Here is a 12,503-nt window from a genome sequence, read left to right as displayed (position 1 = left end):
CCAGGGGTTACGGTAACGGGGACGGGGGGGGGGTTCTTTGTCGTCCCACTTTTGGGACGACAAAGCACGCCCCCACCGTTTCATTTTTTTTGGGGGGGGCGGACTCTAGCGAGTCCGCCCCCCCCAAAAAAACGTATTCACTTAGAGGTTCTTGATGATTTCCTCCACGGAGGCCTTGGCATCGCCAAAGAGCATGTCTGAGTTCTCATTGAAGAACAAGGGGTTCTGGACTCCGGCGTAGCCGGTGGCCATCGAGCGCTTGAAGATAATCACGCGGCCCGCCTCCCAGACGTGCAAAACCGGCATTCCGGCAATCGGGGACCCCGGCTCGTAGGCGTCAGGGTTCACGGTGTCGTTCGCGCCGATAACCAAGACAACGTCCGTATCCGGGAAGTCGTCGTTGATCTCGTCCATCTCCAAAACGATGTCGTAAGGCACCTTCGCCTCGGCCAAGAGCACGTTCATGTGACCCGGCAAACGACCCGCCACCGGGTGAATCCCGAAGCGGACGTTGACCCCGCGCTCGCGCAGTTTCTTGGTCAAATCCGCAACCGCGAACTGCGCCCCAGCCGTAGCCATGCCGTAACCGGGGGTGATGATGACGGACTTGGCGCTCTTCAAGATGTCAGCGGCTTCCGGAGCCTTAATTTCCGTATGTTCGCCGTAGTCCTTGGCTTCTTGCGCCGGTCCCGCGCCCTCACCGAAACCGCCTAGGATAACGGAAATGAACGACCGCCCCATGCCCTTACACATGATGTAGGACAGGAACGCACCGGAGGAGCCAACCAAGGAACCGACGATAATCAAGAGCGGGTTGGACAACATGAAGCCCGCCGCCGCCGCGGCCCATCCGGAGTAGGAGTTCAACATCGAGACCACCACCGGCATATCGCCACCACCAATGGCCGCGACCAAATGCAAGCCGAGGATAAGCGAGATGACCGTCAAGACAGCCAAAGCAATCCACTGCTGTTGCAAAAGGGCTGAGTCGGTCGCATTCGGATCGGTCCGCTGCGCCACAATCATCCACACAATCATGGCGACAATCGCCAGAATCATCAATATATTCAAGAAGTTTCGCGCCGGAAGCATCAAGGGCTTACCCTTCATCTTCCCCGAAAGCTTCAGGTAGGCGATGATTGAGCCGGTAAAGGTCACCGCGCCGATAAAGATTCCGAGCCCGACTTCGCCGAGGTGGAAACCCATATCTCGCACAGTGGCAGCGTCCGAGGTCGCGGAAAGTTCCATGAACGTGTTGAACCCGACCAAGACGGCCGCGAGACCCACGAAAGAGTGGAGCAAAGCGATTAGCTCAGGCATCCCCGTCATCTGGACGACTCTGGCTTTGTGCAAACCGATGGCTGCGCCAACGAGCATACACACCAAAATCAGCCCGGCTGTCACCGGCAGAGACGTAATCGTCGCCTCGGTCTGTTTCGAGGCCAGAGCCACAAAGATAATCGAAACCAGGGCAATCGTCATGCCGGCGATGCCGTACTTGTTGCCGCGAAGCGCGGTTTCCTGTTTCGAGAGTCCCGCCAACGCCATAATAAACAGCAAGGCCGCCACGAGATAGGCGAAGTATTCGACGTGGTCAGTCCAGTAAGTGAGGCCCATCATGTCGGTGTGTGTTGAGTCAACAGCAAAGTTCACCAAAGTGTTAAACATGGCTTAGTCCTCCTTCTGGAACATCTTGAGCATCCGGTGAGTTACAAAGAACCCGCCGAAAATGTTGATGGAAGCAATCAAAATCGCCAGGCACGCGAGTCCGGTTACCACCCACGAAGTCGATTGGGCAAGAGAAATAATCGCGCCGACGAGGATAATGCCCGAAATCGCGTTCGTTTCACTCATCAACGGGGTGTGCAGCGAGTGGGTCACGTTCGTGATGACGTAGAACCCGGCCACAATCGCCAACGCCAAGATGATGTAGTAGGGCAGCATCGCGAAAGGCGTCACCGCAATCAATGCGATTCCGAGAATCCCTGCGAGGCCGTACCAGAAGTTCCGAATCGCGTGGGACTTCGGTTTCTCCGGCTCGGCAGGAGTTGCCGGACCGGCAGCCGCGGGGGCAGCCGGCGCCGCAGACACCGAAATCGGTGGCGGGGGCCACAAGACGTCTTTTTCGTGGGCAATCGTGATGGAGCGCACGACCTCGTCATCCAGGTTAAAGACAATCTTGCCGTCTTTCTCCGGCGTCATGAGCTTCAACAAGTTGACAATGTTTTGACCGTAAAGCTGGGAGGCCTGGCCGGGGAGACGATTCGCGAGGTCGGTGTAGCCAATAATCGTCACGCCGTTATCGGTCTTGATGATCTCGCCGGCCTTGGTGAGTTCGCAGTTCCCGCCCGCCATGTCGACAATCACCGAACCGGGTTTCATGCCGGCCACGGCTTCGGCCGTCACCAAAAGCGGCGCGGGCTTTCCGGGAATCTGGGCGGTCGTAATCACGATATCGGAGGCCGCGGCCTGTTCCGTGTAGAGCTTCAACGCGGCTTTCGCCTGGTCCTCACTCATTTCCTTGGCGTAACCGTCGGAGGATTCCTGGGCGGGAGCGGGAATTTCCACAAAGGTAGCCCCCATGGATTCGACCTGTTCCGCCGCAGCCGCCCGGACATCGGTGGCTTCCACCACGGCACCCATCGAGTTGGCGGTCCCGATTGCGGCCAAACCGGCCACGCCCGCGCCAATCACATAGACCTTCGCGGGAGGCATCTTGCCGGCGGCAGTCACCTGGCCGGTAAAGAGACGCCCGAACGCATTCGCGGCCTCGATAATCGCGCGGTAGCCGGCGATATTTGCCATCGAGGACAGGACGTCCATGGACTGGGCGCGGGTGATGCGCGGGACGGCATCCATCGAGATGGCGGTGACATTGCGCTTGGCGTAAACATCTGCAATCTCGGGATGAATCCGCACTCCGAGGCGGGAAATGAGAACGCTGCCTTCGCGCAGTTGATTATTTTTTTCTTCCGGCGGGGTGTCCAAAGTCGTGACAATATCGGCTTGCCACACTTCCTGCGGTCCCACCACTTCGGCTCCGGCATCGCGATAATGCTGGTCAGGGTAGGAAGCATTGGCTCCTGCCCCCGCTTCAACTATGACTTCATAGCCGAGCTTGACGAGCTTCGAGACGGTGTCGGGTGTGGCGGATACCAAGGGCTGCCCTGCGGGCTCTTTCGGTATTCCTATGCGCACTTATAACTCCTGAATAGTTAATTCCGGTCGCGCTCGCGACCGCGCGGGGAGGTCCCCGTTGACGAATTCATCCTACCAGTCTCTAGGCTTGAGACTGGCTTCCTCGAGAGTAGAGATTTACTGAAATTTCGGGGTTTGACTACCCCTTCGCGCTCTTTTCGTCTTTCTCGCCGAGTTTCGCGGTATTTTTCACCAAAGTGGTGCTGTTTTCAGCGATGCGGATAAGCGCCACGATGCTCTCGAGGGTTACCCGCCACACCAGGATTGAGAGGAACAACACAAGGACGATGGGAATGATGGAGAGCACCGCTAATGCCACTAAACCTTCAGCACCACCGTATTCGTTGAGAGCCATCGCGGAGCTAATAAACGTCACCCACAATCCGAACGCAAACAGTACGTCCAGGATGATACCGATGGCGTAAACGACGCCGGCGACCTTGATGGAGATAAAGTTTTCAAATTTCAGGTCAAAAAGCTCCTTGAAAGGAAAACTCGGCTTCGGCTTGGATTGGTTCGGGTAATAAGGCGCATAGGCGGGTTGGCTGCCGTAGTAGGGCTGTCCGGCCGGAGGCTGGGCCCAAGGCTGGCTCGGCTGGCTCGGCTGGGCAGGTTGAGCCGGTTGAGGCTGTCCCGGGGAAATCTGTCCGGATTGCGGTGGTCCATAGGGGGTAGTTGGCTGAGGGACCCCGTAGGGGTTTGTTGAACCCGAGTTTGTTGGCGCCGCAAATGGAGACTGCGGCGATGTTCCAGGATAGCTATTGTTGACAGGAGGTTGCGCCGGAGCCGGTGGGAAATCCGCAGGGCCGTTCGCGCTCGGATTCGGCGCGTTTTCTTCAGGGGGAGGTGGAAAACTCATAGTTGTTCCTTTCGAGAGAATTGTCCTAACATATCTCAGCCTAGCATCAGCCCCCCGAGCGAAAAATTCGCTTCCGCAAAGGGCCTTGACAAGCAGTAGCGCCTTATTCCAGGTGACCGAGACGCTCCGAGAAACGATTGTGGAGGCGCCGCATCGGACCCGGCGCCCACCAGTTGATCCGCCCGAAGATCGCCATCACCGAAGGCACCAAGACCATCCGGACAATCGTCGCATCGAAAGCCACCGCCACTGCCAAAATGAAGCCGACTTGCTTCAGGACAATCATGTGGCCGGTGATGAAACAAAGGAACACGAAAACCAAAATCGTGGCGGCCGAGGTCACGATACGTCCCGAACGCGACAGGCCCTCGATAACCGAGCGTTTCGCCGAGGCCGTCTCGTCCCACACCTCTTTCATCCGCGACAGCAAGAACAGCTCATAGTCCATCGAGAGCCCGAACCCGAAGCACATCAGCATCACGACGACGTAGGACTCCAACCCGGGAAGCTGCTTCGCCCCGAGGAGCTCGACACCAAATCCGTCAACGAAAACGAGAGTGGAAATTCCGAGAGTGGCCATTAATGACAGCGTATTAATGACCAGCGCTTGAATGGGGATGACCACCGAGCCCGTCATCGTGAATAGCAACACAAAAGTGATGCTTATCAACACGGTCAACACCCACGGCAGCCCCGCTACCAGCGAGTCAATAAAATCAATCTGGTTCGCGGCCTGACCGACCACGTAGCGGTCGAAGTCATGGGGCTGGGCTCGCACTTCCTTCACGACGTCCTCCGCCGCGTAGGAGCCCGGGTCGTCGGTCTCCAACTGGACAACCGCGACGGAGTTTCCGGTTTCCCCGAGTTTCGCGGCGTTAAACACCTTGTCAACGCCCTCGAGGTTGGCGACTTGTTCCTCCATCCACTGGTCGAGTTCCTCCGGAGGCGTGTCTACCGCCACTACGCGCAGCGGCGGGAGGCCGGTGCGGGGCACCTGGTCAGCCAGGTCTTCATACAGGAGCCGTTGTTCGTTATGAATCGGCAACAGGTCAAACAGGGAGTTCCGCAAGGGCAAATAGGAAAGCGGGAGACAAGCTGCGACCAAAACGGCTGCGGAAAGGATAAAGGACAGCCACGGGCGGCGCGTAATTCCAATCGCGATGCGGTCAAACAGCGGTTTCTTGCCGGAATGCTTGCTGGTGTCCTCCGCCTGCGCCCCCGCCTGTACCTCCGGCTCTGCGGCCTCAACCAGGCGACGCAATCCCGGGATTTTCCCGAGAACAGAAGGCTTTTCGAGTTTCGTCGCAAACATGAACATGAGCGCGCTCACCAAAGTCAGCGAGGCAATCATCGCCAGCAGCACGACCGAGAATCCAGCGATACCGAGGGATTTCAGGAGTTCCGCTTTGAAGAACAACATGCCCGAGGAGGCAATCGCGACAGTCAGGGCGCTGAAGAAAGCGGTCCTTCCCGCGGTGGAGAGCGAAATCTCCAAAGCGCGCAGGTGCCTCGGATCGAGTTTCTTGAGCCGCTCGACTTTCTTTGGATTCCTCACGGTCGAAAAGTCCGGCAGCCAGTCTTCCTCGGGGAGGGTTTTGAGGCGGGCCAACTCTTCTCTAAACCGCGAAACGATCAGCAAACCGTAGTCGATAGACAAGCCGAGACCCAGAATCGAAATCACGTTTACCGCGAAGGACTGTTGCTCAAAGATATACGTCATCCCGAGCATCAACGCCAGTGAAGTCGAAATCGCGACTCCAGCACCGCCGAGCGGCAGCAGCGCCGCTAAAAACCCGCCGAAAACGATGGCCATGATGAGGAAAGACAGGGGGATCCCGATAGATTCCGCCCGCACCAGGTCGGTTTTCAAAGTCTCGATACCGGCGGAATTGACCAGGTCCTGATCCGTGATGCGCGCCCTGAAATTGTCGAGTTTCGCGTCGGCAGGAATGGCTTTCGACACGGTCGGCCCGACATCGGACACGATGTCTTCGACCTCGCGGACGACCTGCAGCATCTCTTGACTTGGGGTCTTGGAAGGCTCTCCGCCATCGGTCAAGTCCAGGGTGACCACGAAAACGAAGCCCTTTTGGTTCTTCGCGACGAGTTCTCGCGCCAGCGGATCGAGCATGGCGTTGTATTCCACAAAGGGGTGGGTGACGCTCTTGACCTCAGGAATCTTCTTGAGCCTGGTCTCGATATCTTTCAACGCCGTGTTCAGGGATTTCGCCACCGGCCACTCCGGTTCCGACAGGGCTTTCGCCTGGTCGCCGAGCGCTTTAGCCTGGTCACCGAGAGCCTTCGCGCGATCGGCGAGATTCTGGGCAATATCGCCCTTGTCTTTGGCGGCATCCCCGAGCCGTTTCGCCTCGTTGCCCTTGGTTTTGGCTTGGCTCCCCAAACGGGTGGCCTGAGCCCCGAGCCTCTCGGCCTCTCCCGCCTTGTCCTGCGCCTCCGCGCCCGCTGCCGCCGCCTGCGCCCCGAGATCTTGGGCCTGGTCGGCGAGTCGCTGGGCCTCCGCGCCGGCGGCTTGGGCTTGGGCGCCGAGATCCTGGGCGTTGGCACCCAAGGTCGCAGCCTCCGTGGCTAGTTGACCGGCCGCTTCACCGGCGGTCTTGGCCTGGGCTCCCAGCGTTTCTGCCTCTTTTTGGGCCGCGGCGGCGGCCGCTAAATCTCCCGTGGCCGCGGCTGCCTGCGCCTTTGCTGCTGCCGCTTCAGCCTGAGCCTGGAGCCCCTTGGCCTTAGCCCCCGCGGCCTGCGCCTTGGCGCCCGCTTCTTGGGCTTTGGCGGCAGCCGACTCCGCCTGGGGCTTTAGCTCCTGGGCCTTAGCGCCGGCAACCTGCGCCTGGGCGCCTGTGTTTTCCGCTTGGGTCTTCAGTTCTTGGGCGCGGGCACCGGCCTCCCGAGCCTGATCGCCGAGAGCTTGGGCCTGGTTCCCGAGAGACTTGGCGCGGTTTGCCAGCGCAGTGGCCTGGTTTCCGAGCGCCTTTGCCTGGTCGCCCAGAGCCTTGGCGGGGTCTCCCGCCGCTTTAGCCTCGTCACCAAGGGCTTTCGCCTCGTCGCCTTGGTCTTCGGCCTGTTTTTTCAGCTCATCAAGTTGTTTAGCAATCTCCTCGGCCTTACCGACTTCCCCGCGAAGATCCACCCCTTCTACGTAGGCCATCACGCCGTAAGACGTAGTCATCTGGGATTCGATGAGTTTTTGTCCCGTGTTCGACTCCGAAGGGGTGGCCTGGGGCACGTCAGAAATTAGGCGGTTCCACAAGGGATTTCCGAAACCAGTCAGCGCAATCAGCGCCGAGGCGATGACCACAAAAATCCAAAATGCCAGAATCTTGCGCGGTCGAAGCGCGAGGAATCTGGCAAGGTGGATATACATACCAGCAATTCTAGTGTTTGTGAACTTGACTCGCCGGGTGAATGGAAGCAAAAATCACTTCAAACTCGGACTTCATTTTTTTCGCTCTTGACCGATAATAGAATCCATGAGGGAAAATTCTTTGTCTTGGCGCGGATTAGCCGCGTTCGCCCTGGTTGCTTTAGCCGCGGGGCTTGGTAGTGCGGCCACGCCCACCGTGGCGCTGGGAGCCGAAAATTCGGGAGAGCAATTTGCTGACTTCCAAACCGTCCCCGAACCGACCCAGTGGCACGAACTCAGCCAACCCCTTGCTGACCCCACACCCGACTCCGGCGAAACTCTGGCCGGACAGATTACCGACACCCACTCTGCCACGGTGCAACTTGTCATCGGGCCGGAGACTGCGGAGAAAAACTCGGTCTGCTCGGGAGCCTGGGTTGCTGGCGACCGGATTCTGACGGCGAAGCATTGCTTCGAGACTTTCCCCTCGGGGCCGGTTCGGGTTTATCCGGAAAACTCCCAGGTGAGAGGGGCTTCTTATCTGAGTGTGGGTAAAACCTGGGCCTCTCCGGACTCGGGGGATCTCGCCATGCTCATTACTGAACCCGCCTCTCACGCGAACGCCGAGATAGACGTGACCCCCTTGGCGCCCTCCACCCCGCTGCAAATATGTGGCCAAAACTATCTCGTTTCGGTCAACACCGACTTTAACGGAATGTCCGAGGTTATCGGAGGGAAAGGCAACTTTTGTGCCAACGTGGCCACTCTTGACGCTGCGAACGCCGATAAATGGCAGGTTCCCGCCGACGGCAACATTATCGCCACTTTGCCGCTAGCGATTGAACACGGCGATTCCGGCGGGCCGCTCTACTCCCAGGCCGGCAAACTGGTGGGAATCACCAGCTCGAAAACCCAAGTGACCCTGACCAATGGGGATACCCTAGTTTTCAACAATTCGGTTCCGCTTCGGCCTTACGCTAACTGGCTCGCCCAGATGGGCGTGCCGGTCCCGGGGGTTCAGACGCCACTGCCGGCCAAGGCGCTGCCCGCCAATGTGATGCGCGTTTACGGATCCAACCGTCTCGCCACCTCCGCGGCCGTGGTGGCGGCGACCCCGGGCGCGGAAACTCTCCTCATCACGACTGGTTTGAACGCGGCTGATGGGCTTTCCGCCACCCAGCTTTCCGGAGTGACTTCCGCGGCTTTGGTACTGTCGAATTCGCGTGACCATCTCGACGCCGAGGCGATCAATGCCATCAATAGTTTCGGGTTCAAACGCGTGGTGAGGGTCGGGGGAACAGTCGGAATCTCCGCTTCTGACCGCGCACTGATTGCCTCGCGAGGGATGGAATTCGTCGAGCTCGTGGGGACGAACCGTTTCGATACGGCCGTGAAAGTGGCGCAGTACGGGGAAAGGCTTTCGGGAGAAAAACCGAGATATGTTTTATTGGCTGATGGGATTAACTTCCCCGATGCTTTGGCGGCCGGCGCGGCCGCGGGTTTGGGCGGGGCTTCCCTGGTCTTGACCTCGGGCAATGCGCTTCCTCCTCAGAGCGCAGCCTATCTGGGGTCTCAAGGCGGGGTGCCTGTGGTGACCGTCGGCGGGCCTGCCGAGCGTGCGGCCAATGCGGCCGGTGTGACTCCGAAATTCCGCTTCACCGGAGAAGATCGGTATGCCACCGCTTGGATGGTGGCGAGTTCTTTGGATTCCGGCGTGGCTAACGGGTTGGTTTTTGTTTCCGGTCGGAACTTCCCCGATGCGTTGTCTGCCGGGGCCTACACCGTGAAACAGGGAGCGGCGCTGGTTTTGGTTCCTCCGGCAGGCTCAAAGATGGGGTTGCTGACGGAATTGTGGAAAACCGCAGGTCAGCACGGTGTTATCGTCGGTGGTCCCGGGGCTATCTCCGACCAGGACGTCGCCTACGCAATTGTGCCCTGACTCTTTCCGGACACTATCTTCACGTCAAGATAGTGTCCGGAGGTTGAAATCACAGGTAGTTAGATTTTAGGTTCAACCGTTTTGAGCCAAAATTGGCGACCGGTGTCCGCGGGAAGTTAGGATTTGGGCGTGATAAGAACGAATGTAATGGATGTGACATCCGCGGGCATAATGGGGGCACAGAACCTAATCGATTGGCTGCGCGACCCGGAGTTGCTCCTGAACCACTTGTTGAGCGCCTACGGGGTGTGGATGCTTGCAATCATCGCCCTCATAGTCTTTATTGAATCCGGAGTTCTGTTCCCCGTTTTGCCAGGCGATTCCATGCTTTTCGCGATTGGTCTTCTTCAAGACCGAATGCCGGTGAGTCTTCCGGTGATTTGTGGCGTCCTAATCGTGGCAGCAATTTGCGGCGCCCAAGTCGGCTACTGGTTCGGACTCCTTTTCGGGGGACGTTTCTTCAAGCCGGAGGCGAGGATTTTGAAAACCGAGTACCTCGACACCTCGCGGCTGTTCTTCGAAAAATGGGGCGGACCGGCCGTAGTCTTGGGACGTTTCATTCCCTTTGTGAGAACCTTCGTCCCGATTGCCGCCGGCATGGGCCGCTACCGCTGGGCACAGTTCACCTTGTGGAACGTGGTCGGGAGCGTTTTGTGGACCCTGACCTTTATTGTTGCAGGGGTCTTGCTCGGAGACATCCCCCTGGTCCGCAACAACGTGGAGCTCATCGCCGTCCTCATCATCATCGCCTCAGTTCTTCCCATCGGAATCGGACTGTTGAAGAAGCGATTCAGCAAGGGCGATGACAAGATTGAGGCTCCGGTTAGTTAATACGCCATCGGGGACGGGTCTGATTGGCTACCCTTCGTTACGTCACTTATCCCCGTCCCTCTGGCTCTGCAAAGCGGGTTAAGATTGAACCGTGAAGTACTTGGATGACCCGCTCAACCGCGCGATTTATGCCACGGATGCCTCGAACTATCGGATTCCCCCGAATAGGATTGCCCAGCCTGCGAATGTCACCGAACTGCGCGACGTAATCCTGGAAGCGCTGGGTTCCGGCACGCCGCTGACGATGCGCGGGCGTGGGACGTCTTGCGCCGGAAACTCTATCGGCCCGGGTCTCGTGGTGGACACCTCCAAAGGCTGCAATCGCATTGTTGAACTCGACCTCGCGGCGCGTACCATCACCGTCGAACCCGGAGTCGTCCTCGCCTCCATCCAAGAAGCCGTTGCCCCCCACGGGCTGCGTTTCGGCCCGGATCCCTCGACCTGGACGCGGGCCACGATTGGCGGGTCTATCGGCAATAACGCTTGCGGGCCTCACGCCCAAGCTTGGGGGCGGGTCGCCGACAATGTCCTAGAAATGCAGGTTGTGGACGGTTTTGGACGGGAATTCACCGCGGGAGCAGGCAACGGGGCTCTGGACTTGGTTCCGGGTCTGGCGCGTCTCGTCGAGGAGAACCTGGCATTGATTCGGACCGAGTGCGGGCGGTTTTCCCGCCAAGTCTCGGGATATTCCCTTGAACACCTGTTGCCCGAAAACGGGCGGAATCTCGCGAAGTTCCTCGTGGGTTCGGAGGGGACCTTAGTGAGCGTCCTCCAAGCGAAACTCCGCCTCGTGGAAGTTCCCGCCGCGCCGGTTCTCGTCGTACTGGGCTATCCCGATATGATTGCGGCCGCGGCGGATGTGCCTTTGGTGAATTCGTTCAAGCCGCTGGCCTGCGAGGGGATGGACTCGCGGCTGGTTTACACTTTGCGGCAAAAGCCCGGGGCCGGCGAGATTCCCGAACTTCCCGAGGGGAAGGCTTGGCTTTTGGTCGAAATGGGCGGAGCCGGTGAGTCTTTAGAGGTGAGCCTCGCGCGGGCGCGTGACCTCGCCGCCGCCGTCAACACGCGCGCCACCGGCGTTTATCCGCCCGGAACCGAGGCGACTCGCCTGTGGCGCATCCGCGCGGACGGGGCCGGCCTCGGGGGGCGGACACCGCTGGCGCCGGACGGTTCGGGCAATGATCCGGCCTGGCCCGGTTGGGAGGATGCCGCAGTTCCTCCCGAGGACCTCGCCGCTTATCTCCAGGATTTCACTGCGCTGATGCGGGAAATGGACGTGGACGGGATGCTCTACGGGCATCTGGGGGACGGGTGCTTGCACGTGCGCTTGAACCTGCCACTCGGGGCGGGGGCGAGCGACGGGCGCTCGCGGGAGTTCCTGGAGCGCGCCGCTGACTTGGTTGGAAAACATCACGGGTCTCTTTCGGGGGAGCACGGGGATGGTCGGGCGCGCAGCGAGTTGCTCCCGCGGATGTATTCTCCGGAACTCATCAAGCTGTTTGGGGAGGTCAAGGCGCTATTTGACCCGCGGGGTTTGATGAATCCCGGGGTTTTAGTGGACCCCGCGCCTCTGGATGAGAATTTGCGGCTGGCCTCTGCGCGGACGATACCGGAAGAGCCGGGGCGAGGTTTCGCTTTCCCGCGCGACACGGATTTGACGGCCGCCTTCCACCGCTGCACCGGCGTCGGGAAATGCCTCGCCATGGACCATTTGCCGGGTGCCTGGATGTGCCCGAGCTACGAGGCGACCGGCGCGGAGAAAGACGCCACCCGCGGGCGGGCCCGCGCTTTGCAAGAGGTCACCAATGGGGGGCTTATTGCGGGCTTCGACGATCCGGCCCTGTTGGAGGCCCTGGATCTGTGTCTCGCGTGCAAGGCCTGCACTTCGGCTTGCCCGACCGGGATTGACATGGCGGCTTTTCGTTCGGAAGCGTTCTACCGCGCATATCGAGGCAGGCCTTGGGCACGGCCCGGTTCGCATTTCTTGCTTGGGAAGCTGCCATTTTGGTTGTGGCTCGCCAGACACGTCCCGGGTGGGGCACGGCTCGCGAACGCGGTTTTTGGGGTGTCGTGGATGCGGCGACTGGTATTTAAGACTTTCGGGCTCGCTCCGGAACGGCAGATGGCGCATTTTGCCGGAGAGTCTTTCCGGAACTGGATCCGAGTAAAAATGAGTCGTGGGGGGGGGGGGGGGGGGGGGGGGGTTGGGGGGGGGGGGGGGGGGGGGGGGCGGGGTGGGGGGGGGGGGGGGGTGGTGGGGGGGGGGGGGGGCGGGGGGGGGGGCTGGACCGCGGCCGGCAGCCGCACGGCACCGCACA

The 12,503-nt window shown here is 59.9% G+C and carries 7 protein-coding genes; 3 read left to right on the top strand and 4 right to left on the bottom strand.

Going from position 1 to position 12,503, the window contains the following annotated elements; all coding sequences use genetic code 11:
- Positions 1 to 141: 141 nt before the first annotated feature.
- From pntB to FYJ63_RS10670, 4 genes are all read right to left on the bottom strand, one after another.
- Entirely contained in the window at positions 142 to 1,668 is a 1,527-nt protein-coding gene (gene pntB / locus FYJ63_RS10685; protein WP_154546563.1) for a Re/Si-specific NAD(P)(+) transhydrogenase subunit beta, read from the bottom strand.
- Between the two features lie 3 nt (positions 1,669 to 1,671).
- Positions 1,672 to 3,198 carry a Re/Si-specific NAD(P)(+) transhydrogenase subunit alpha gene (locus tag FYJ63_RS10680; protein WP_277026095.1) on the bottom strand — a complete coding sequence of 509 codons (1,527 nt, stop codon included), beginning with the start codon at positions 3,196 to 3,198 and terminating at the stop codon, positions 1,672 to 1,674.
- Positions 3,199 to 3,337: 139 nt separating this feature from the next.
- On the bottom strand, positions 3,338 to 4,057 hold the full coding sequence (locus tag FYJ63_RS10675) for a DUF4282 domain-containing protein (protein ID WP_154546561.1): 720 nt from the start codon (positions 4,055 to 4,057) through the stop codon (positions 3,338 to 3,340).
- Between the two features lie 103 nt (positions 4,058 to 4,160).
- Positions 4,161 to 7,436, bottom strand: a complete 3,276-nt coding sequence (locus tag FYJ63_RS10670; RefSeq protein WP_154546559.1) for an MMPL family transporter — start codon at positions 7,434 to 7,436, stop codon at positions 4,161 to 4,163.
- A gap of 106 nt (positions 7,437 to 7,542) precedes the next feature.
- Here FYJ63_RS10670 and FYJ63_RS10665 point away from each other — a divergent pair, with 106 nt between their 5' ends.
- The 3 genes from FYJ63_RS10665 to FYJ63_RS10655 form a co-directional block, all read left to right on the top strand.
- Positions 7,543 to 9,354 (top strand): cell wall-binding repeat-containing protein, encoded by a 1,812-nt coding sequence (locus FYJ63_RS10665; protein ID WP_154546557.1) that lies wholly within the window; start codon positions 7,543 to 7,545, stop codon positions 9,352 to 9,354.
- A 171-nt stretch (positions 9,355 to 9,525) separates the two neighbouring features.
- Positions 9,526 to 10,185 (top strand): VTT domain-containing protein, encoded by a 660-nt coding sequence (locus FYJ63_RS10660; RefSeq protein ID WP_407717239.1) that lies wholly within the window; start codon positions 9,526 to 9,528, stop codon positions 10,183 to 10,185.
- 91 nt (positions 10,186 to 10,276) lie between these two features.
- Positions 10,277 to 12,503: FAD-binding and (Fe-S)-binding domain-containing protein (locus FYJ63_RS10655; RefSeq protein ID WP_338106920.1), on the top strand; the 2,227-nt coding region annotated here is incomplete at its 3' end.

It is taken from the genome of Mobiluncus porci (assembly GCF_009695935.1).
Lineage (GTDB): Bacteria > Actinomycetota > Actinomycetes > Actinomycetales > Actinomycetaceae > Mobiluncus > Mobiluncus porci.
The sequence above is the reverse complement of the archived record's forward strand: the minus strand, read 5'-3'. Positions and strand labels throughout refer to the sequence as shown.

Excerpts from the sequence above, each read along its gene's own strand:
- FYJ63_RS10670 (WP_154546559.1), bottom strand. The coding sequence starts at position 7,436 with ATGTATATCCACCTTGCCAGATTCCTCGCGCTTCGACCGCGCAAGATT.
- FYJ63_RS10675 (WP_154546561.1), bottom strand. The coding sequence starts at position 4,057 with ATGAGTTTTCCACCTCCCCCTGAAGAAAACGCGCCGAATCCGAGCGCG.
- FYJ63_RS10660 (WP_407717239.1), top strand. The coding sequence starts at position 9,526 with ATGGGGGCACAGAACCTAATCGATTGGCTGCGCGACCCGGAGTTGCTC.
- FYJ63_RS10665 (WP_154546557.1), top strand. The coding sequence starts at position 7,543 with ATGAGGGAAAATTCTTTGTCTTGGCGCGGATTAGCCGCGTTCGCCCTG.
- pntB (WP_154546563.1), bottom strand. The coding sequence starts at position 1,668 with ATGTTTAACACTTTGGTGAACTTTGCTGTTGACTCAACACACACCGAC.